Annotated in this window: 25 protein-coding genes and 2 pseudogenes; 16 read left to right on the top strand and 11 right to left on the bottom strand. The window is 67.9% G+C overall.

Annotated features, from left to right (window positions below):
• The 3 genes from FV223_RS00920 to FV223_RS00910 form a co-directional block, all read right to left on the bottom strand.
• On the bottom strand, positions 1 to 516 hold a 516-nt coding region (locus FV223_RS00920), incomplete at its 3' end, for a hypothetical protein (protein ID WP_210247485.1).
• 62 nt (positions 517 to 578) lie between these two features.
• A complete protein-coding gene (locus FV223_RS00915) occupies positions 579 to 1,352 on the bottom strand; it encodes a PRC-barrel domain-containing protein (RefSeq protein WP_147724819.1) in 774 nt (257 codons plus the stop codon).
• A 226-nt stretch (positions 1,353 to 1,578) separates the two neighbouring features.
• Complete coding sequence (locus tag FV223_RS00910) at positions 1,579 to 2,508, bottom strand: LysR family transcriptional regulator (RefSeq protein ID WP_147724817.1); 930 nt, start codon at positions 2,506 to 2,508, stop codon at positions 1,579 to 1,581.
• A 158-nt stretch (positions 2,509 to 2,666) separates the two neighbouring features.
• On the opposite strand from FV223_RS00910, the gene FV223_RS00905 reads away from it, so the two are divergent.
• The 8 genes from FV223_RS00905 to FV223_RS32520 all read left to right on the top strand — a co-directional run bounded on the left by FV223_RS00905 (position 2,667) and on the right by FV223_RS32520 (position 8,484).
• Positions 2,667 to 3,227, top strand: a complete 561-nt coding sequence (locus FV223_RS00905) for an OsmC family protein (protein WP_147724815.1) — start codon at positions 2,667 to 2,669, stop codon at positions 3,225 to 3,227.
• A 73-nt stretch (positions 3,228 to 3,300) separates the two neighbouring features.
• A complete protein-coding gene (locus FV223_RS00900; protein ID WP_187275999.1) occupies positions 3,301 to 4,398 on the top strand; it encodes a sensor histidine kinase in 1,098 nt (365 codons plus the stop codon).
• 140 nt (positions 4,399 to 4,538) lie between these two features.
• Positions 4,539 to 4,757 carry a hypothetical protein gene (locus FV223_RS00895; protein ID WP_147724811.1) on the top strand — a complete coding sequence of 73 codons (219 nt, stop codon included), beginning with the start codon at positions 4,539 to 4,541 and terminating at the stop codon, positions 4,755 to 4,757.
• Positions 4,758 to 4,814: 57 nt separating this feature from the next.
• On the top strand, positions 4,815 to 5,552 hold the full coding sequence (locus FV223_RS00890) for a cyclic nucleotide-binding domain-containing protein (protein WP_147724809.1): 738 nt from the start codon (positions 4,815 to 4,817) through the stop codon (positions 5,550 to 5,552).
• A gap of 604 nt (positions 5,553 to 6,156) precedes the next feature.
• The gene (locus tag FV223_RS00885; RefSeq protein WP_147724807.1) at positions 6,157 to 6,804 is read left to right on the top strand and encodes a BON domain-containing protein; all 648 of its coding nucleotides are present in this window, start codon (positions 6,157 to 6,159) and stop codon (positions 6,802 to 6,804) included.
• A 72-nt stretch (positions 6,805 to 6,876) separates the two neighbouring features.
• On the top strand, positions 6,877 to 7,590 hold the full coding sequence (locus FV223_RS00880) for a hypothetical protein (RefSeq protein ID WP_147724805.1): 714 nt from the start codon (positions 6,877 to 6,879) through the stop codon (positions 7,588 to 7,590).
• Positions 7,587 to 8,015 carry a heme-binding protein gene (locus FV223_RS00875; RefSeq protein WP_147724803.1) on the top strand — a complete coding sequence of 143 codons (429 nt, stop codon included), beginning with the start codon at positions 7,587 to 7,589 and terminating at the stop codon, positions 8,013 to 8,015. The genes FV223_RS00880 and FV223_RS00875 overlap by 4 nt, the downstream gene beginning before the upstream one ends.
• Before the next feature lie 46 nt (positions 8,016 to 8,061).
• Positions 8,062 to 8,484, top strand: a complete 423-nt coding sequence (locus tag FV223_RS32520) for a hypothetical protein (protein WP_187274697.1) — start codon at positions 8,062 to 8,064, stop codon at positions 8,482 to 8,484.
• Positions 8,485 to 8,504: 20 nt separating this feature from the next.
• On the opposite strand, the gene FV223_RS00865 is transcribed toward FV223_RS32520, so the two are convergent.
• Both FV223_RS00865 and FV223_RS00860 read right to left on the bottom strand, forming a co-directional pair.
• Positions 8,505 to 9,491 (bottom strand): 2-hydroxyacid dehydrogenase, encoded by a 987-nt coding sequence (locus tag FV223_RS00865; protein WP_147724801.1) that lies wholly within the window; start codon positions 9,489 to 9,491, stop codon positions 8,505 to 8,507.
• Between the two features lie 55 nt (positions 9,492 to 9,546).
• On the bottom strand, positions 9,547 to 10,917 hold the full coding sequence (locus FV223_RS00860; RefSeq protein WP_147724799.1) for an MFS transporter: 1,371 nt from the start codon (positions 10,915 to 10,917) through the stop codon (positions 9,547 to 9,549).
• 331 nt (positions 10,918 to 11,248) lie between these two features.
• Between FV223_RS00860 and FV223_RS00855 the strand changes: the two genes are divergently transcribed.
• Both FV223_RS00855 and FV223_RS29955 read left to right on the top strand, forming a co-directional pair.
• Complete coding sequence (locus tag FV223_RS00855) at positions 11,249 to 11,467, top strand: hypothetical protein (protein WP_147724797.1); 219 nt, start codon at positions 11,249 to 11,251, stop codon at positions 11,465 to 11,467.
• A 39-nt stretch (positions 11,468 to 11,506) separates the two neighbouring features.
• Entirely contained in the window at positions 11,507 to 11,683 is a 177-nt protein-coding gene (locus tag FV223_RS29955; protein ID WP_187274698.1) for a hypothetical protein, read from the top strand.
• Positions 11,684 to 11,884: 201 nt separating this feature from the next.
• On the opposite strand, the gene FV223_RS29950 is transcribed toward FV223_RS29955, so the two are convergent.
• Complete coding sequence (locus tag FV223_RS29950; RefSeq protein WP_147895737.1) at positions 11,885 to 12,298, bottom strand: hypothetical protein; 414 nt, start codon at positions 12,296 to 12,298, stop codon at positions 11,885 to 11,887.
• Between the two features lie 134 nt (positions 12,299 to 12,432).
• On the bottom strand, positions 12,433 to 13,251 hold the full coding sequence (locus FV223_RS00845; protein ID WP_147724793.1) for a universal stress protein: 819 nt from the start codon (positions 13,249 to 13,251) through the stop codon (positions 12,433 to 12,435).
• 263 nt (positions 13,252 to 13,514) lie between these two features.
• Between FV223_RS00845 and FV223_RS31410 the strand changes: the two are divergent.
• A pseudogene (locus tag FV223_RS31410) lies at positions 13,515 to 13,667 on the top strand (universal stress protein); the annotation flags it as partial.
• Positions 13,667 to 14,302 carry a DUF1003 domain-containing protein gene (locus FV223_RS00835; protein WP_348642507.1) on the top strand — a complete coding sequence of 212 codons (636 nt, stop codon included), beginning with the start codon at positions 13,667 to 13,669 and terminating at the stop codon, positions 14,300 to 14,302. The pseudogene FV223_RS31410 and the gene FV223_RS00835, both read left to right, overlap by 1 nt.
• A gap of 58 nt (positions 14,303 to 14,360) precedes the next feature.
• Here FV223_RS00835 and FV223_RS00830 read toward each other — a convergent pair whose 3' ends face one another.
• Positions 14,361 to 14,684 carry a cytochrome c gene (locus FV223_RS00830; protein WP_187274699.1) on the bottom strand — a complete coding sequence of 108 codons (324 nt, stop codon included), beginning with the start codon at positions 14,682 to 14,684 and terminating at the stop codon, positions 14,361 to 14,363.
• Positions 14,685 to 14,824: 140 nt separating this feature from the next.
• Positions 14,825 to 15,169, bottom strand: coding sequence for a hypothetical protein (locus tag FV223_RS00825; RefSeq protein WP_147724789.1), 345 nt, complete (start codon positions 15,167 to 15,169; stop codon positions 14,825 to 14,827).
• A gap of 140 nt (positions 15,170 to 15,309) precedes the next feature.
• Here FV223_RS00825 and FV223_RS00820 point away from each other — a divergent pair, with 140 nt between their 5' ends.
• The 4 genes and pseudogenes from FV223_RS00820 to FV223_RS31405 form a co-directional block, all read left to right on the top strand.
• Positions 15,310 to 15,960 (top strand): BON domain-containing protein, encoded by a 651-nt coding sequence (locus tag FV223_RS00820; protein ID WP_147724787.1) that lies wholly within the window; start codon positions 15,310 to 15,312, stop codon positions 15,958 to 15,960.
• 70 nt (positions 15,961 to 16,030) lie between these two features.
• Positions 16,031 to 16,402, top strand: coding sequence for a hypothetical protein (locus FV223_RS00815; protein ID WP_147724786.1), 372 nt, complete (start codon positions 16,031 to 16,033; stop codon positions 16,400 to 16,402).
• 14 nt (positions 16,403 to 16,416) lie between these two features.
• The gene (locus FV223_RS00810) at positions 16,417 to 16,656 is read left to right on the top strand and encodes a DUF2934 domain-containing protein (protein ID WP_147724785.1); all 240 of its coding nucleotides are present in this window, start codon (positions 16,417 to 16,419) and stop codon (positions 16,654 to 16,656) included.
• Positions 16,657 to 16,715: 59 nt separating this feature from the next.
• A pseudogene (locus FV223_RS31405) lies at positions 16,716 to 16,853 on the top strand (VIT family protein); the annotation flags it as partial.
• Positions 16,854 to 17,034: 181 nt separating this feature from the next.
• Here the strand turns inward: FV223_RS31405 and FV223_RS31400 are convergent.
• Positions 17,035 to 17,196: a flagellin gene (locus FV223_RS31400; protein ID WP_246686424.1), complete on the bottom strand. Its 162-nt coding sequence runs from the start codon at positions 17,194 to 17,196 to the stop codon at positions 17,035 to 17,037.
• A 31-nt stretch (positions 17,197 to 17,227) separates the two neighbouring features.
• Positions 17,228 to 17,683: a hypothetical protein gene (locus tag FV223_RS00800; protein ID WP_246686423.1), complete on the bottom strand. Its 456-nt coding sequence runs from the start codon at positions 17,681 to 17,683 to the stop codon at positions 17,228 to 17,230.
• Positions 17,684 to 18,427 lie beyond the last annotated feature (744 nt).

Here is an 18,427-nt window from a genome sequence, read left to right as displayed (position 1 = left end):
CTCGCGGGCGGCGCGGGCGGCGTTCGCGGTGGCCGTCGCCGCGCGAACGATGGACGCACGCGCTCCGGATGCCGCCCGACGCATCGCCGCCATGTTGGAGCTGATCGAGGCCGCGACGGCATCCTGTGATTTCCGCACCGCCGCCTGCGTCGCCTCCACGGACTTCTGCGCGGAATCGGCGGCCTTGCGCATCGAGGCGTTCGCCGAGACCCCCGCCGCCCTGTTGGCCGCGGCGATCTTGGTCTCGGCCCGGTTGGCGGCCTCCGCGGCGTCGGTGACGAGCTTCCCGATCATGTCGGCGGATTGCTTCGGGGCACCCTTCACCGCCGCCTTCGAGGCCTGCATCGCGAGCCGGGCCGCCTCACGGGCCGCATCGGCGGCCTCGTTCGCCTCGCGCCCGGCCTCCCGCATCGTCGCCGCGGCATCCGTGGAAGGTGCCATCGGCGTTTGCGCCATCGCCGTCGTTATCGTCGTCAGGGCGAGGAAGGTCGCAGTCAGTACCGTCGTCGTTCTCATGTCGCGATCCATTCGTGGTGTGGGGTGTAGACGGCAGGGCGGGCCTGCCGACGGGGGCGTTCTCAATCGACCTGCGGGGTTTTGGAGGCGACGCCCCAATAGGCGTCCGCCTTCGCCGTCTGCAGGGCGAACGGCTCCGCCTTGACGAACCGGCCCTCGACGATACGCGGAGCCTGGTCCATGGCGTCCTTGGTCGTATCGAGGACGAGGATGTTCAGGTTGGGCGAGACCTTGAACCGGTCCCACGGGACCGCGACGTGGCGTTCGCCGAGGCCGAAGACGCCGCCGCGAGCGACGACGAGGTAGGCGATCCCGCCGCCCTCGGGCCCCATGACGATGTCGTCCACGCTGCCGAGCGCCACGTTGTTCGGCGTGCGCACCTCGCTCCCGAGCAGGTCGTCCGACCGGAAGGCGACGGACCGGCTCACGACCGGCCGCGCCAGCGAGAGCTCCTGCTCGCGGAAGCCCAAGGCGTTCGCGACCCGGAGGTCCCGGCCCTGAATGCCGGTCTTGTACCGGTCGTAGCTGGCCTGGATCTGGACCAGCACGTCCTCGCACGGCTGCTGCCTGCCGTGGCGCGCCAGGATGTCGGCGGCGGAGAGGAGCACCCGGACCTCGTATCCGGGACGGGCGTTTGCGTACCCCATCATCGCGGACGCGGCGCCCATCGCCATGCCGTTGTTCCCGGCCAAGCCGCCGAACAAGTATCCGCCGAGGGGATAGCCGTATCCGTAGCCCGACCCGCCGAGCCAGTAGCCGTCTTTCTCCATCCGGGCGTCGAAGGCCTTGAGGTGGTCGAGGCAGGCCTGCGCCGGCTTGGCATCCGTCTCCGCCATGGGTCCGGCCTTCGGCTCCTCGGCGGCCCGGAGCGGGGCCATCAGGGAGAGCGAAACGACCGCCCCGAGGGCGATGGATCTGGCTGGCCGTTGCATGTTCGTGTTCCGGGTTGTCGGGCGCCCAAAGACTGCTCGCCCCGTTCATCCCCCGGGTTTGCCCCTTCGGCCCCCTCGATACTTTGTTCTGGATCAAGTCCGGCCCACGTCGGTGGGTGAAGGCGCCTTGTCAGGCGCCGACGGCCCGCACGTCCTCCTCGTTCGCGCCCGGTGGCTGGAGGAGGTGGGCGAGCGCCTGGAGGCTTTCCGTGATGTGCGTGAGCACCGTCCGTATCCTCGGCGTGTCGCGATTGTCCTTGTGGACCAGCAGGAGGATGTCGGCGCTGGGCGGTTCCGTCGGCACGTCCATACGGATCAGCCTGGGCTCGTCGTCCCCTCGGAAACGGGCGAGGCAGGCCAGCCCGCCGCCGCTGGCAGCGGCCTGCACGGCGGCCTCGTGGCTGCTCGTCTGCAGGACGACACGGGACATCGAGGCCATCTCGGTCAGCCAAGCCGACTGCGTCATCTCCTGGCTGTCCTCCATCTGCGTGATCAGGTGATGGTCCGGGCAGCCCTCGGCGAAGTTCAGGTCGCCCCGTTCCCTGATGTAATCCGACGTGGCGTAGAGGCCGAAGGCGATGCCGCCGATGCGCCGCACCACGAGGTCGTTCTGCTCGGGCTGCCGCATGCGGACCGAGATGTCCGCCTCGCGCATCGCCAGGCTGAGTTCCCTCGGGTTGGGGATCAGCTCGATCATGATGTCGGGATGCCTGGCGTGCAGGCCGGCGAAGCTCGGTGCCAGCAGGTGCGCGGCCATCGTCTCGGCGCAGGTCACCCGGACCAGCCCCCGCAGACGGCTGTCGCGGCCGGTGACATCCCGCTCAAGGGCCAGGGCCTCGGCTTCCAGACGCTCGGCCTTCTCGCGGACTTCCTTCCCGGCCAGCGTCGGCACGTAGCCGTCGGGGGTCCGGTTGAGCAGGCGCACCGCAAGGGTCGCCTCCAGCGAGTTCAGGCGCCGTCCCACGGTCGATTGCGAGACGTGGAGCACCTTGGCGGCGCTTGAAAGGCTGCCGTGCCGGACGAGCGTCAGAAAAAATCTCAGGTCGTCCCAGTCCAGCATGTGCTCCCCGCGATCCGTTTTCGCATTCCTCCTCGTCAGCTTTGGTGGCCGACTTCGTCGCGGATGAGCCTATGCTGAATGGCAGGAAATAACCACGCAGGAAATATTTTCGCCATCCGAGAATTCTCCTGGCCACTATTTCCTTCCTGGAGAATTCGATGGCACCACCACCCGTCAAACCAGGTCTTGGAGCCGCCGCCCCCATCGACAAGCGCGAACTCCAGACGGTGATCCACCAGGGCAAGGCCGACCCGACCGCCGTCCGGACCCTGCGCTGCCGCACTGTGGCGCAAGGAAGGCTGAGCCAGCTCAATTACATCCGGGACCTGCCGCCGCAGCCGGTGACGGAGCACGCGCCCGAGGGCCCGCTCGGCGAGGCCGCCGCCCCGAACGCCTCCGAGGCCCTGCTCGCGGCCCTCGGCTCATGCCTTTCCATCGGTATCCACGCCAACGCCCTCGCCCAGGGCATCCGGATCCGCTCGCTGGAACTCGACGTCGAAGCCGACATCCACATGACCTCGGTCTGGGGCGGCGGCGACCGGCAACCGAGGACCATCGGCTTCGAGAGCATCCGGGTGTCGGTGAGGATGGACGCCGATGCGTCCCGAAAGGCACTGGCGGCGCTCGTCAGGCATACGGTTCTATGGTCGGCAGTGGCGAACACCCTTCACAACCCGGTCCATCTCGACATCGCGCTCGCACCCGCCGCAGCCGCCTGAAACGAGGCCGGACATGACCGTCACATCGTTCCTTTCCGCGTTGGGACAGCGCCGCGCGAGACCTCGGACAAGAGTGGAACCGCCTCCGATCCTTGGTTCGCCGCCCGCCGTGTTCCACGACCGGGACGTGCACGGGGTGGTGATCCTCGATCGGCTTGCCACGGAGGCGAAGGCGCATGCGGCCGCGTTGGCCCTGAGCGAGGAGCGCCTCCGCTTCACCCAGGAGGCCGGACGCATCGGTTCCTGGACCCTCGACCTCGCGACGATGTCGCTCGACGCATCGGAGGGATGCAAGGCGAACTTCGGACGCGATCCCCTCGCACCCTTCACCTACGAGGCCTGGATCGAGGGTGTCCACGCGGAGGACAGGGGACGCATGCAGGGAGCGGTCTCGGCGGCCATCGCCGGGGACACGCAATACGACCACGAATTCCGGATCACCTACCCGGACGGGGCGGTCCATTGGATACACGCCCGCGGGCATGCCTCCTACCGAATGGACGGGACGGCCCTGACCATCGCCGGCATCTCGCTCGACATCACCGACCGCAGGAGGGTCGAGGCGCACCGCGACCTGCTGGCGAAGGAACTGGCCCACCGGGTCAAGAACACCCTCGCGACGGTGCAGTCCATCGTCCGCCAGACCCTCCGCAGGTCCGCCTCCCTGGAAGAGGCCGAGACCATCCTCGACGCCCGCATCCTGGCGTTGTCGGCCGCGCACGACGTGCTTATCCGCGACACCTGGGAGGGGGCGACCCTTGGCGAGGTCGTCGGCGTCGCGCTGCGCCCATTCGGGACAGACCAGGAGGGGCGCTTCACGTGCCGGGGGCCCAGCGTCCAGCTCGCCTCGCGGGTCGCGCTGGCCTTCGCCATGGCCCTCCATGAACTCGCCACCAACGCCGTCAAATACGGAGCCTTGTCCACGGCGGCCGGAAGCGTCCTGCTGACGTGGGACATCCTCGAGGTCGACGGCTTGGAACGGCTGCGTTTCACCTGGGAGGAGGCGGGGGGACCGGCCGTTGCCCCGCCGACCAGGGCGGGCTTCGGGTCTCGTATGATCGAACGCGCCCTGGCGGTCGAGATCGGCGGGACCGCCGAGATCGATTACCGCCCGGCCGGCATCCTCTTTTCGGCCACGGCGATCCTGAGCGAGATCCTGCGGTTCGATTGAGTGGCGGACACAGATCCTTGGTCTCGGGATGCAAGCAAAACTGCATCTCCGGTCGGCGCTTTTGGTTCCGCACCCTGACGCCGCATGCACGTTATACTTAGGCGTAGACTGACCTGGATTGCCCGCTCCGAAAGGTCACAATGTTCAGAGCCGACGCCTTTTCCGTTCTAGCCAAGTCGGTCACGACCCTGCGTGACGGAGCGGAAGACAGTCGTGCCTGGGACGACGTCACGGTCCGATTGGCCGCCGGCGCCCTGCAGCGCGCCTTCACGCTCGACGAGGGTGCCCGGAACCACTTCCTCGACCTCGCCCGGCATGCGGAGCGCGTCCGTGCGACCGAGCGCTGGCGCGGTCGCTGACGCGACGTATCTCCCTGGCCGTTCGACGAAGCCTCACCGAACCGGAAGGACAGAGCCATGTCGATCCATCCACTTACGGTCATTCCCGCACCCTACCGGCCCATCCCGAATTCGCTCCTTCGCAACGGGGTCGGAAAGGCCCGCCTCATCAGCCTCTCGGCGGCCCTGCCGCTGGTGGAACGCGATGTCCTAGAGCCGTTGAGCCGACGCGTCTCGCTCGCCCACGGAGAGACCCTGTACGGACAGGACGAGCCCGCTTGCTCGGTCTTCAACGTCACCTCGGGGGCGCTGCGCCTGTACCGCATCCTTCCGGACGGGCGCCGGCAGGTCACCGGCTTCGCGTTCCCGGGCGACTTCCTCGGGCTTTCCCTGCTCGACCGGTTCGCCGTCTCCGCGGACGCACTCGGTTCGGCCACCGCTTGCCGGTTCGAACGGCTGGCGTTCAAGGACCTGATCTGCGGACATCCCGGCCTGATGATGCACCTGCACGAGATCACCGGACAGGAACTGTCCCGGGCCAAGGACATGATGATGCTTCTCGGGCGGCGTACCGCGGAGGAGAAGATCGGTGCGTTCCTGGTGGGGCTCCAGGAACGCTACGTCCGGATCGGGCTATCCGCGGTCACCCTCGAACTGCCGATGGGACGCCTGGACATCGCCGACCACCTCGGCCTGACCATCGAGACGGTGAGCCGGACCCTGTCGCGCCTCGACCGGGACGGCTGCCTCCTGATCGTGCCAGGGGGCGTCCGCCTCCTTGACCAGGCGCGCCTCGCCCGGATGTCGGCGCACTGAGCCTGGGCCCACGGGCGAACGACCGGGAGTGAGTCGGGTGCCTGCCGTCCTCCCAATCGTCCGCGCCTCGGCAGCGATGCCGTCAGAGGTCCGGGGGGCGGACAGGCGGCCGCCTGAGGTCATACCACCGAGGCTTCGGTACCGGCGCATCGGGTCTCAGATTCGTTCCGGTGGCGAGTGGATCCTGCGGGTGGATGTCGCTCGGCACCACCTCCTCGGATCGCGGCATGATCGGCCGTTGGACAGGGCGCGGGTTTCCTCTGCGTGCGCCGCCTGGACCGTCGTCCCGACGAGAAGCGCCCCGAAGGCGGCGTACGCGGTCCTGATCGATCCTGTCGTCGTCCGTCCTTTCCGGGGCGAGTGTCTTGGCCACCCCGACGTCATGGCCAGCATGCGCGTATCGACACCGACGGACTTTGCGCTGGATCAAGGACCCCATGGGACCGGCGACTAGGGTCCGTCCCGTCGGCACCGACGGAACCGTCCTGCTACCGGCCCTCCCCAGCGGCGGTTCCCAAGCCGACGGGCCGCGCGCCCTTCCGCCCCGGCCTCGCCAGGCATCGCCGGAGACGGTCCGCATCCTCCACGATCCAGGAAACAGATCATGACCATGGACAAGACGCTTCAGACGAACGTCCTCGCCGAGCTTAGCTGGGAGCCGAGCGTGACCGCCGCCCATATCGGCGTGACCGCCAAGGACGGTGTCGTGACCCTGACCGGCCACGTGCAGAACTACATGGAGAAGCACGCCGCCGAGAAGGCCGCCGGACGCGTCAAGGGCGTCCGCGCCGTCGCCGAGGAGATCGAGGTCCGCCTTCCGTTCGAGGCCAGGAAAAGCGACGACCAGATCGCCGCCGCCCTCGTGCAGCGGCTCGATTGGAACGTCTCCGTTCCCGACGAGGCGGTGAAGGTGAAGGTCGAGAAGGGTTGGGTCACGCTCACCGGCAGGGTCGAGTGGCAGTACCAGAAGGCGGCCGCGGAGCATGACATCCGCGGGATGCTCGGCGTGGTCGGCATCACGAACCTGATCACGATCAACCCGCATCCGAACGCGACCGACATCAGCGCGGACATCACCAAGGCGCTTCATCGGAGCTGGTACGACCCGAAGACCATCAGCGTCACCGCCCACGGCGGTGTCGTCCACCTCGGCGGCACGGTCCACACTTGGTACGACCGACAGTTGGCCGGATGGACGGCCTGGGGCGCGCCCGGCGCGACGACGGTCGACAACGACATCCGCGTCGTCTGAGCGAACTGCGACCCCCACCGTCACCGCACCGGGCAGGTCGCCCGGTGCGGAGTCCGTCAGGAACCCCATCCGATGATCAATGCCCGGATACACGGTCACGACCGGACCCTCCTCGGCCGGATCTTCCACCACCCTGCCAGCAACAACCTGGCATGGCGGGAGGTGGTGGCCTTCGTGGGGCGGATCGGCCTTAGCGAGGAGACGGGCGACGACACGTGGGGCTTCACCCTCGCCGGCCGGACCGCGACCTTCCTGCGTCCGCGGGACAAGGACATGGACCCACGCGAGGTCGAGCGCCTGCGCCACCTGATGCAGGATGCCGGGCTGTCGCCCTACTCCACCGAGATCCTTGAGGCCTCGCCAACCCCGGTGAAGAGCGATGCCCTCATCGTCGTCGACCACCACGAGGCGCGGATCTATCGCCTCGATCCCGAGACCGCGGGCGGCGAGACCGAGACGACGCTACGGCCCTACGACCCGAAGGGCTACATCCACCATCTCTCCGACAAGGAGGACGGCAACGATCGCGGCCAGCGCGCGCCCGAGGACCTCGGCTACTACGACCGCATCGCCGAGGCCGTCGCACGAGCGCCGCGCGTGGCCATCGTCGGCCACGGGACCGGCAAGGCCAGCGCGATGGCCGTCCTCTCGGATCGCCTGCGAGAGCATCACCACGAGATACAGGGACGCGTCGTGGCGACTGCGACCATCGACCTTTCGGCGGCGACGGACAGCCAGCTGCTGGCGCTCGGGCGCGGGATGCTGACCCGGGACGACCTGTCATGAACGCCCGCGTTTCCATGGTCGACGACCGCGACCTGACGCTGGAGGAGGCGACCGCAATCGTCCGGCGCGCCGTCACCGAGGCCTGCCGGCTCGGGATCACCGTGAGCGTCGCGGTCTGTGGCGCACAGGGCCGTCTCGTCGCCTTCTCGAAAATGGACGGCGCTGGCTGCATGAGCGCCCGCGGGGCCATCGGGAAGGCCGTGGCCTCGGCCATCTCGGGCGAGCCGAGCGAGATCATGCCGCCGCCCGGGGATGACCTTTATTGTTCCGTCGTCGAAGGCGAGGGAACCGCGGCGTTCCACGAGCGCGGCGGCATTCCCCTTCGGCGGGATGGCACCCTCATCGGTGCCATAGGCGTCTACGGCGAGGCATCACGGGAACAGGATCGCGCCTGCGCGACCGTCGGGGCGGCCACCTACGGGTGACGCCGGCCCCCGGCCATGGCACCCTCGACGACGCAGGCGGGCGACCATGCTCGTCGGAACCCGCTCCCGATCCACCGTCAAGACCGACGAACGTTGCAACCCCGAAGGTCCGCATCGTATCGTCTTCGCTGATCGAGACATACTCGCCCTCCACGAAACGGTGGCTGCCCAGCCGGTAGCCAGGCTCGTCGTCATCCGTCGTCCTGTCGTCGTCGTCGATCAGCCCCGTGCCCCCACCGAAGCCACCCTGCCGGTGGATCAGGCGCCCGTCGCGATACGGCTCCCCGAGCCAGAACCAGCGGACGCGGCAAAAGTCCCGCATCTTGCGCCAGAGCACCGGATCGAGCTCTCCCCTGGCGTCGAGGGGCGCGTCGATCTCGTAGCGGCGGTCGACGCTTCCACTGGGAAAATCCGGTCCGCGGGCGAATGTCAGGGTGACGTGGGGCAGCGTGGTGTTCTCCATCGGTGAGGGTACGCGCCCCCGCGGGGTCAGAGGACCTCGTGGACCGGTCGTCCCGTCCGTTCGAACGCGTCGATGTTGGCGACGGTCGTCTCGGCGATGGCCGTCATCGCCTCGACCGTGAAGAAGCCCTGATGCCCAGTGACGAGCACGTTCGAGAACATCAGCAGGCGCTCGAAGACGTCGTCCCGGATCACCGCGTCGGACTTGTCCTCGAAGAAAAGCTCTTCCTCCTCCTCGTAGACGTCGAGGCCGAGGTGTCCGATCCGACCCTCGTTCAGGCCGGCAACGACGGCCTTGGTATCGATGATGGCGCCGCGGCTGGTGTTGATCAGCATCACGCCGCGCTTCATCACGCCGATGGCGGCCGCATCGATGAGATGGTGCGTCTCCGGCGTCAGGGGGCAGTGCAGGGAGATGATGTCCGAGGTGGCGAGCAGGTCCTGGAGCGGGCGGTAGACGACGCCCATGGCCTCGCAGGCCGGGCTCGGCTCGACGTCGTATCCCAGCACCGTGCAGCCGAAGCCCAGCATGATCCTAGCGACGCCGAGGCCGATCCGGCCGGTTCCCACGATTCCCACTGTGCGGCCATGCAGGTTGAACCCGAGCAGGCCATCGAGAGCGAAGTTGCCGTCCCGGACCCGGGCGTAGGCGCGGTGGATGTGCCGGTCGAGGGACAGCATCAGCGCCACGGCGTGCTCGGAAACGGCCTCGGGGGAGTAGGCCGGGACCCGGGCGACGACGATGCCATGCCGCTTGGCGGCGGCGAGGTCGACGTTGTTGAACCCTGCGGACCGCAGGACGACGAGGCGCACACCGGATTGCGCGAACACATTGAGGGCGGCGGTGTCGACCGCGTCGTTGACGAACGCACAGACGACCTGGGCCTTGCCGGCAAGGACCGCCGTGGTCCGGTCGAGCCGCGCATCGATGTAGGTCAGGGCGTGGCGGCCCGCGACCGCCGCGTCGAGGAAGCGCCGGTCGTACGGCTTGGTGCTGAAGACCGCGACATCCATGTGGTCATCCTTGGGCGTGAGGGCGTTCGAGGAGAAGGCATTTGGACGAAGCCGCTCAGGCGGGCGCCAGGACTGAGACGAAAGGCTTCGTGCCGTCCTGCGCGAGGGGTCCCTGCTCGGCCGTGCCGGTCTCCCGGAGGAACAGAGCGAGGACCAAGGCCAGGACGACGCCGCCCACCAGGGGCAGGAAGGCGGTCTGGAAGTCGGCCAGGGTCAAGGGTACGCCCTGCCGCGGTAGCATCAGGTGCGAGATGAACGGCGACATGATCCCCGTCGTCACGAAGACGAGGAAGTTCATCACCCCGGCCGCGGTGCCCTTCACCTCCGACGGGTTTGTCTCCTTCATCATCGAGAAGGGGATCATCGCCGCCCCGGACGCGATGCCGAGGATGAGGGCCACGGAGTAGCGCGGCAGCGTGCCCACCGGGACGTAGATGGCCGTCAGGCCCGCGGCGAGCATCAGCAGGGCGCCGCCCAGCAGCACCGGCTTACGCCGGCCGAGCCTGTCCGAGACGTATCCGAGGAGCGGGCAGCCGAGGACCCAGCCGATGGGCACCATGGCCGCGTCCGACGCGGCCTCCGCCATCGACAGGTTCTCGCCGGCATGGAGGAAAGACGTGGCCCAGACCAGGGCGCCGATGGTGGTGGGCAGGAACAGAAGGCCCCCGACGATGCCGGCGAGCCAGCTCTGCGGATTACCGAAGATAACCTTGAACGGATGGAGCAGGGCGGAGACCGAGAACCCGGCATGGTGGCTCGGGCTGTCGCCGGTGTCGCGCGGCATCACGAACCAAGTCGCGAGGGCCAAGACAAAGCCCATCGCGGCGAAGGCGACCCAGACATGCTGCCAGGGGACGTTGAAGCCGCCGGCCGGGTCGATGGCCATGTGAACGGGCTTCGATCCGAACGCCGCGCCGGCCATGCCCAGGCATTGCGTGAGGCCGATGAACAGCGCCAGCATGCGCGTCGGCAGGTAGCGGGCCGCCACGTAGGACGAACCGACGAAGGCGAAGATCGCCCCGGTCGCCTGAAGGACGAAGCCGATCATGCCGGCCGCCTCGCTTCCTTGCGCGAAGACGAGACATCCGAGGCCGACGACGGCGATGCCGTACGGGATGGTCTGGTGGGCGCCGTACCGGTCCAGCAGGACGCCTGCGACCAGGGCCATCACCGCGTAGGCGACGTAATAGGCCGAGATCATCGTCCCGATGTGATTGGCACCCCAGGCCGAGGCGAGTTCCGCCTGCATCACCCCGGGCGCAGACCGCACCGCGTACTGGAAGAAGTAGAAGACCGCGCAGAGCACCCAGGAAAGGAGGAACAGGAGCTTGAGCTCGGCCGGCGGCGAAGGATCGGATCGTCCACCTGCAGGCACCGCCACCGAGAGGTCTTTTGGATCGCTTTTGGCGATTGCCGCGTCCACCATTTCGAGATCTCTCCGGCATTCGCGGCTGACCGCGGTTTCGTGATGCCCGCCCGGAAAGCACGTTCTTCCATGGTCGTTCGCGACATCGAGAGCCCCTGGTGAGGGGACGCGTCCTGCGAGCGAACGAGGGGACACGAAGACCCTAGATCGGGGCTCGGGACGAAGCCTTGCGCTGGATCAAGGATACCGCCCGCGTTCCCGCCGTAGGCTCGTTCCCAGCTGGCACCTCGATGGGCGGACCTCGCTCGCGACCGTGATCGGCCCACGAGGAACGGGTGACATGGGCGGGAGAACTCAAAGGTTCCCGAAGGATGGGAGCAACGTCGGGGCCATGCTCGACGGCATCTCGGCGGTGCTGGGGGCGCTCGTGGTCCTCACTCCGTTCCTGTTCTTGGAGACCGGGAACTCCCCCGCCGCACTGAACGCCTTCGCATGCGGGTTTGCCGTCATGGGCTTGGCCTTCCTCGACGGGCCCGAACCAGAGCCCTGGACACGGTGGGCATCCAGTGTGCTGGGTGCCTGGGTCGCCGTCTCGCCCTGGATGCTTTAACGGGCTCTCCTACCAATGGGCGCCGTCAGTCGACCGCCGATGGCCGAGCCCGCGATCTCGATGGCGTTCGTCCTCGGTGTTGGTATCGCGGTCGTCGCCGCCCTCGACATCGTCCGGACCACCTCGAAAAACCGTCGGTCGCTCACGAAAGGACGATCGACAGCGCATGCCCTGAGGGAAATCGGACGTCAGGTACCGGCATTCCTCTCGCGATGAAGGGGCTTTCCCTGCGAGCCGCGACGCGCCTCCGCCCGAACCGAGCCGGATACGTCTTCGGGTCAGCCTGTTCGGTCGGGAGGTCCCGTTCGTGGCGTACCGCGACCTCGCGGATGACACCCGCGATCCGGTCCCGAGTATCCTCCGGCTCCCGTCGGATCGCCACGGCGAGATGGCCCAGGGTGCGTCGCTTATTATTGATCAGGCGAGATTCGGGACGCCGCCGGAAAGCCGCCGGGCCCGCTGCTCGTATCCCCCCGACGGATGGATCTCGTCTTGCAGGGGACCAACCTGGCCCCGAGAGAACGGACCGAAGCCTTCCGGCGCGGCGCGGCCTTCGTGAACATGATGTCCCGGTGTCAAGACGGCATGCGTCGCTTTCGGAGCCAGCTGCGACCCGGTGCCGGTGCCGTCCTCCGCAGCCATCTCGCCGGCGAGACGCTCGACCACGTCGAGGGCAGCCCCGATCCCGTCGGCCTGCAGGCAGACCTCGTCCTCGTCGATCCGGCAGGCGTCGTCCCCGGTCCACCACCGCCCGTCGTCGATCAGGCGGAGCACCTCGACGAGACGGTCACGCTGCTTGGTCAGGGCCTCGACGGCGCGGGGACAGGTCACCTCGAATTCCTTCTCGCCGTGGTCGAACGCGGGGCGTCGACCGTGCAGGCGCGGGGATCACCGTAGATGCCGGGCCGGCGTCGTCCTTGCGGTGGATCAACGACCTCGCCGGACGTCGATCCACCGGATGGCGTTCAGTGAGACATCAGGCAACAGACAGGGCTGTGGTCGAGGAGGGTGCGCGTCACGCCGCCGAAGAACCATTCCCGCAGGCGACTGTACCCGAAGGCTCCGCTGACGATCAGGTCCGCCCCGAACATCTCGGCGGCGTCGAGCAGGGTCTCGGCCGTCCCGCCAGCCTTCGGGGCCTTGAGAACCCCCACGGCCTTGACGCCGTGCAGGCCGAGATAGGCGACGACGTCCTCCAACTCGGTCCGGTCGGTGCCCTCCGCGACCTGGACGACCTGGACCTGTTCGGCGAGCGTCAGGAACGGCATCGCATCGGAGATCGCCCTGCGGCCCTGCGGGGTGTCCTTCCAGGCCACCACCACGCGGGTCGCCGACAGTCGCTCCACGCCGTGCGGCACGACGAGGATCGGCCGGCCAACCGTCATCAGTGCGTCACCGGGTCCGACGGCGGCCGCGTGATGCGGCAGGTCGTTCTTCCCCTGACGCCCGACCACGACGAGATCGGCCGCCCGCGACTGCTCCGCGAGGAACGTGAGCGTTTCCCTGAGCTCGGAACGCCACTCGATCCGCTCCGCCGGCCGGGCCGCAAGACGGAAAGTCTCTTCCGCCCGGTGCAACTCACCGAAGGCTTTCTGGCGGAGGTCCTCGATCCCGTATCCGGTCGGCACGGACGTCTCCCCGAACCCCCGCGGGTAGTCCGGTGCCCAGGCCGCGACGCCGATGAGGCGTGCATCGAGCCGTTGCGCGAGATGCGCGGCCACACCGATCCGCGGAGCCGTCCGCTCCCCGGGATCCACGGCGACGATGATGCTGGCATACGACATGGTGGACCTCCGGTGACGAGGGGAGGACCATGCCTGTTGGCCGGGCATCCATCGTTGATCCAGCGCAAACCCGTTCCGGGCGGCGAAAGGCCAGGCATCGTCGTCCCTCGACGATGGCCCGGTACGATTTCCGGCCCCGCCCTTGCGTTGGGTCAAAGCCGGCACCTTGGCGGACGGGCATCGTCCGGTTTCCCGCAGCCGAGCGAGCCGTCCCGTCCATGACATTGGCGAGCATCATGGTGTCCGTCGATCTCGCAGGCGACACGGAAGCCCTGCTCGACCTGGCGTCCGAGGGCGCGACCGACCTGATCGTCATGGGAGCCTACGGTCATGGGCGCTTGCGGGAGGCCGTCCCCGGCGGCGTCACCCGGGATGTCCTGCGCCGTTGCCCCGTCTGCAGCTTCCTGAGCCACTGATGACCGAGCACGCCCCGACGAGCGGCATGATCCCTCCCGCGAATGCCGATGACGGCAGTAAGCCGCCGGTCGACGGTGCGGTCACCCAGCTGGCCCGGCAGTTGATGGAAGACGGATTGGAAGGGCTTTCCGAACGCGAGCGGCGGGTGATCCTTCATGTCGCCAAGCGGCGGTACGTGTCCCGGGACGTGAACCGCGTCCTCGTCGAGCACCAGACCTTCGGCGAGCGCCTCGCGGACCGCGTCGCCCAGTTGGGTGGCTTGTGGGGCTTCATCCTGGTCTTCACGGGAATGCTCGTCGCGTGGGTCGTCGTGAACACCGTCGTCCTGGCCCGCGCCGGCGCCTTCGACCCCTACCCCTACATCTTCCTGAACCTGATCCTGTCGATGGTCGCCGCTCTTCAGGCGCCGGTGATCCTCATGTCGCAGAACCGCCAGGCGGCGCGGGATCGCATGGCGGCCGGTCTCGACTACGAGATCAACCTGAAGGCCGAGGTCGAGATCATGGCCTCGCACGACAAGCTCGACCGCATCCGGATGGAGCGTCTCGAGGGCATGCTGGCCGACCAGTCGACCCGGATCGAGGCCTTCGCCAAGGCGGTCGGTGCCAGCGCCGAGAAGGCGACGCGTCCCTGACGGGTTTTCGATGTCCGCTTCCTAGGGATGCAGTTTGGAAGCCTCCATGGCAGGACGGTCATTGCTCCAGGGACTTCAGGTAGGCCAACACGTCCGTGATCTGATCGGGCTCGAGCTCGAACTGGGGCATGGTCGGATGCCCCGTGGTGATGCCCTCCGCCAGGGCCTCGCCGAGGTCCTCGACCGGATACTTCGTATGGAGTTCCCGGAATGCAGGTGCGACGGCCAGGGGGCTTTCCCCGATCCGGCCGACGGCATGGCAGGTGGCGCAGTTCGCGCCGACGAAGGTCTTGCCACGTTGGACCTGTCCATCCGTGGCCGCCGCCGCGACCTGTAGGAGGCCGGTCATGAGCAGCGCGGATACGGGAAGGCGAATGGACATGGGATGGCTCCGGGTTCGGCTGATGCCATGACGCGCCTCGCGCCGGACGCATCCGAGAAGCGAGGCCGGCAGGCCCCCATCGACGCGGAAGGTCCAGGCGGCGGGTCGGCTCGACGGTAGGGCGGCGACCGGGACGTCGCTCAGGATACGAGCCACATCAGGCAGACGGCGGTTGCCGATCCGAGGACGGCGACCCCCAGCATCCGCAGGCTCTCCGTCAATGGATCGAGCGATGCCGCAGTCGGCGTCGCTCGCGTGACGGCGACATTGGTCAACGATGCGACGTCCGTGCTCATGACCGATGGACCCCTGATTTCCGGTCGCGCCTTATTACGGCCGACCACGACCCAGGGATGGCCGCGTTGTCGGGCCCGGTCTTTGATCGAGATCAACCCCGGTGTTCCCGGTGGACCCGTGCTCGCCGCCCGAGCCGCTCGTTCGGTCATGAACAATTCCGGTGACGCCTGATCCTTGCGCTGGATCAAGGACTGCTCCGGTTCCGCCACCTAGTGTTCACCGGATGCCGGGACGCGTTTCGACGACGTCGCCGGACCGCCTCGCATGGGTCGGGGTCGCCGAGCCCTTCCGCGCATCGGCGATCCCGGCAGCCCCCAAGGAGACCGTCATGTCCCACGACACCAGCCTGCAACACCGCGTCACGGCCGAACTCATCTGGGATCCGGCGGTGACCTCCTCGGAGATCGGCGTCACGGCCAGGGACGGCGTGGTCGCCCTGTCCGGTCAGGTGGGGACCTACGACGAGAAGATCGCCGCCGAGGCCGCCGCATGCCGCGTCAGGGGCGTCAGGGCCCTCGTGCAGGAGATCGAGGTCGTGGTGCCCTACGCCCGCAAGCGGTCCGACGAGGACATCGCCGCGACCGCCATCGCCCGTCTCGCCTGGAACGTCGCCGTCCCTCCGGATCGCGTCATGGTGAAGGTCTCGAAGGGGACCGTCATCCTGACCGGCGACGTCGACCATCGCTTCCAGTCCGAGGTCGCCGAGCGCGAGCTTCGGCAGTTGTCCGGTGTCGTCGCCGTGAACAACCGGATCGTGGTCAAGCCCCAGGTCGACGTCGAGGCCGTCAGCGACAGCATCAGCGAGGCGCTGGATCGCTCTTGGCTGTTCGACCCGAAGACCGTGACCGTCAAGGCGGATGGCGGGACCGTCTACCTCGGCGGGACCGTGCGCACCATGCAGGAGCGCAGGGAGGCGATGGGAGCCGCGTGGGCCTCCCCTGGCACCACCGCGGTCGAGAACCGCATCAGCGTCGTCTGAGCGACGCGAAGCCCCTGCCGGTCCTCGTGGGCCCGGCAGGGATTCCGACCTCCGAAACAGGAAATCGACCATGACGAAGCCCCACAACGAGCATCGCCAGTCCACGGACGACGAGGATACCGGCACCGATGGAGGCCGCCGCATCGAGGGTGCCGCCGACGAGATCTTCTGGCGCGCGAACGACGCCGTTGAAGACGTCGCCAAGCGGGCGACCCATCTGGCACAGGATACCCTCCACCGCGGACGGGCTGGCATCCGCAAGGCCGAACGGTCGAGCCGCGGCGGACATCCGGGACGGGGGGAGCGCGGCCTGACATCGCCCTTGGCAACCGCCCTGGCCGTCGGCGCCATGGGCTACGCCATCGCGACCCTGATCCAGGGAGCGATGAGTAAGCGTCATGCGGCCTTGCACAGGGCATCGCCGGAGACGCCTCCGGCATAGGCGTGGCGGCGCCCATGACCATCGATCCCGACCATCGCGAGGACCAGAGCATGCCCACCGATACGACGCAGACCGAAGGCGACATCCGTCTCAGAGCCTTTGAGCTCTGGAACATGCGTGGCCGCCCTCATGGCTACGAGGTCGAGTTCTGGCTCCAGGCCGAACGCGAGCTTGAGGGCGAGAAGACCGGTAAGCCGGTGCTCCCCGACGGGGACTTCGTGAAGAGTGGATCGGGGTCCGATTGCTTTTGCTGACCCCCGTCCCTCGAACTCCCGGACAAAGGCGAGCGTCCCCTCGAGAAACCCTGAAGCCGATGCGCGCAATCCATATGGAAAAGCATCTCGTCAACCGCATCGGCTGGCTGCGTGCCGCCGTGCTCGGTGCCGATGTCGGGCTCGTCTCCACGGCGGGCCTTATTGTCGGCGTGGCCGCTTCCTCAGCTGCCTCGGGCGTGCGAGCACACGGTCGAGCCTCCGGACGTCGCGTGGAGTCCTACGACGGTGATGGCGACGTCATAACCCACGAGATCGTCGGTATCGGCGCACCGGCGTATGTTGCGCCCCCCCGACCGCCTGGGCGCCTTCCCACGTGGCAGCCGGCGCGACGGCACGGCCGCGCCGGCCAGTCCCGGCTCAGCGCAGGAGCTGGAGGATGCCCTGGTTGGCGGTGTTGGCCAGCGACAGCGCCGAGATCGCCAGGGACTGGCGCGTCGACAGCGCCTGCGAGCGCGCGGCCTCCTCGTTCATGTCCGCATCCGTGAGGTTTGCCGCTCCGGTGTTGAGCCCGTCGACCATCTGCTTGGTGAAGTCCTGCCGCGTCTGAACCCTAGAGGTTCGAGCCCAGGGTCGAGCTCAGCGACTTCAGGCTGGTCAGCGCGTTGGTCAGCGCGTCCGACGCCTTGGCGAGGTCGGCGTTGTTCTGCACGCCGAAGTTCGCCCCGCCCTGGGCGGTGGCCGAGTCCACGAAGCTGCCGATCCCGAGGCCGGCCGCCGACAGGGCGGTGCCCTGGACGCTGAGCTTGGACCGGGCCGAGCCGGTCTTTTCGTTGAAGGCGATGGTCAGGTTGTCGCCGGCCAGCAGGTTGGTGCCGTTGAAGCCGGCATCCTTGGCCGCCTGGTCGACCTGCGTGCCGAGGTTGTTGAACTGGTCGATCAGGGCCGAGCGCTGGGCCGAGGTGCCGCCGGCCGTGGTGAACGCTGCCCCGCCCGTGAGCTTGGCGGTCTCCGTCGCGTCGGCAGTGAACTCGCCCACCGTGGTCAGGCCGGCGGCCAGGGTGATCACGTCCGGGCCGGTGCCGACGACGTCGAGCTGGCCGCTGCTGTCGATGGAGGCGGTGGCTCGGCTTCACTGCTGCTGCTCCACCGATCAATCCTGACGCGAACTCTTGACCCTTTGGCGACCTTCGGAAGGTCCGCTTCCGGGCTGTTGAGGTAGAGGCCAACGTCCGGGGTGGGTGGTTTTCTGCCAGTCTGCTTTTGAGCGTCAAACTTCAGAGGCGGACGTTCGACATTTGGCAGTTTTTGGCCGTAAGACGCTGGTCCGTTTCTGACAGAGTTCGCCGGAAAAGCTGACGGTGGTGTAGCCGACAGATCTATTTCACCGACCGCGGCGTAGTCGTCGAGCACGGCCCGTTGGCAACATTTGTTGCCTCCGCTCAGGACGAGCGAACGCGATGGTCCTTCTCGCAAGCCCTCTGACTGACTTTTGCGGGGCATATCAAAATCAAGACCCGGTTCCGCCCGCCGATTAGGTCGCCAGCAAGTTCTCATCGGCAATCGGCACACAGGGGCGGGCACTGTTCGCGCAAGGCAAATCATCGAGCTGAGCCTGCAGGGGTGCTTCCGCCGGACCATCGACGCCAGCGGACTCCGTTTCGAGATGACAATCCCGATCCGATGAGCGGTCGGGCCGGGTCGCCGGCGCTTAACGGAGGCTGAACGGCGCGGTTCAAGATGAGTTCGAACCCTGGCCCTAGAGAGCCGTCAACCCCGACAGGGGCCGATGCCAGTCTCCACCGGCATCGCC

Source organism: Methylobacterium sp. WL116 (assembly GCF_008039455.1).
Taxonomy (GTDB): Bacteria; Pseudomonadota; Alphaproteobacteria; order Rhizobiales; family Beijerinckiaceae; genus Methylobacterium.
This window is presented reverse-complemented; position numbering and strand designations above follow the sequence as displayed.

Bases quoted from the DNA above. Each gene is read 5' to 3' on its own strand.
- FV223_RS00915 (WP_147724819.1), bottom strand. From the start codon at position 1,352: ATGGCGGAGACGGATGCCAAGCCGGCGCAGGCCTGCCTCGACCACCTC.
- FV223_RS00910 (WP_147724817.1), bottom strand. From the start codon at position 2,508: ATGCTGGACTGGGACGACCTGAGATTTTTTCTGACGCTCGTCCGGCAC.
- FV223_RS00905 (WP_147724815.1), top strand. From the start codon at position 2,667: ATGGCACCACCACCCGTCAAACCAGGTCTTGGAGCCGCCGCCCCCATC.
- FV223_RS00895 (WP_147724811.1), top strand. From the start codon at position 4,539: ATGTTCAGAGCCGACGCCTTTTCCGTTCTAGCCAAGTCGGTCACGACC.
- FV223_RS00890 (WP_147724809.1), top strand. From the start codon at position 4,815: ATGTCGATCCATCCACTTACGGTCATTCCCGCACCCTACCGGCCCATC.
- FV223_RS00885 (WP_147724807.1), top strand. From the start codon at position 6,157: ATGACCATGGACAAGACGCTTCAGACGAACGTCCTCGCCGAGCTTAGC.
- FV223_RS00880 (WP_147724805.1), top strand. From the start codon at position 6,877: ATGATCAATGCCCGGATACACGGTCACGACCGGACCCTCCTCGGCCGG.
- FV223_RS00875 (WP_147724803.1), top strand. From the start codon at position 7,587: ATGAACGCCCGCGTTTCCATGGTCGACGACCGCGACCTGACGCTGGAG.
- FV223_RS32520 (WP_187274697.1), top strand. From the start codon at position 8,062: ATGCTCGTCGGAACCCGCTCCCGATCCACCGTCAAGACCGACGAACGT.
- FV223_RS00865 (WP_147724801.1), bottom strand. From the start codon at position 9,491: ATGGATGTCGCGGTCTTCAGCACCAAGCCGTACGACCGGCGCTTCCTC.
- FV223_RS00860 (WP_147724799.1), bottom strand. From the start codon at position 10,917: ATGGTGGACGCGGCAATCGCCAAAAGCGATCCAAAAGACCTCTCGGTG.
- FV223_RS00855 (WP_147724797.1), top strand. From the start codon at position 11,249: ATGCTCGACGGCATCTCGGCGGTGCTGGGGGCGCTCGTGGTCCTCACT.
- FV223_RS29955 (WP_187274698.1), top strand. From the start codon at position 11,507: ATGGCCGAGCCCGCGATCTCGATGGCGTTCGTCCTCGGTGTTGGTATC.
- FV223_RS00845 (WP_147724793.1), bottom strand. From the start codon at position 13,251: ATGTCGTATGCCAGCATCATCGTCGCCGTGGATCCCGGGGAGCGGACG.
- FV223_RS00835 (WP_348642507.1), top strand. From the start codon at position 13,667: ATGACCGAGCACGCCCCGACGAGCGGCATGATCCCTCCCGCGAATGCC.
- FV223_RS00830 (WP_187274699.1), bottom strand. From the start codon at position 14,684: ATGTCCATTCGCCTTCCCGTATCCGCGCTGCTCATGACCGGCCTCCTA.
- FV223_RS00820 (WP_147724787.1), top strand. From the start codon at position 15,310: ATGTCCCACGACACCAGCCTGCAACACCGCGTCACGGCCGAACTCATC.
- FV223_RS00815 (WP_147724786.1), top strand. From the start codon at position 16,031: ATGACGAAGCCCCACAACGAGCATCGCCAGTCCACGGACGACGAGGAT.
- FV223_RS00810 (WP_147724785.1), top strand. From the start codon at position 16,417: ATGACCATCGATCCCGACCATCGCGAGGACCAGAGCATGCCCACCGAT.
- FV223_RS31400 (WP_246686424.1), bottom strand. From the start codon at position 17,196: ATGGTCGACGGGCTCAACACCGGAGCGGCAAACCTCACGGATGCGGAC.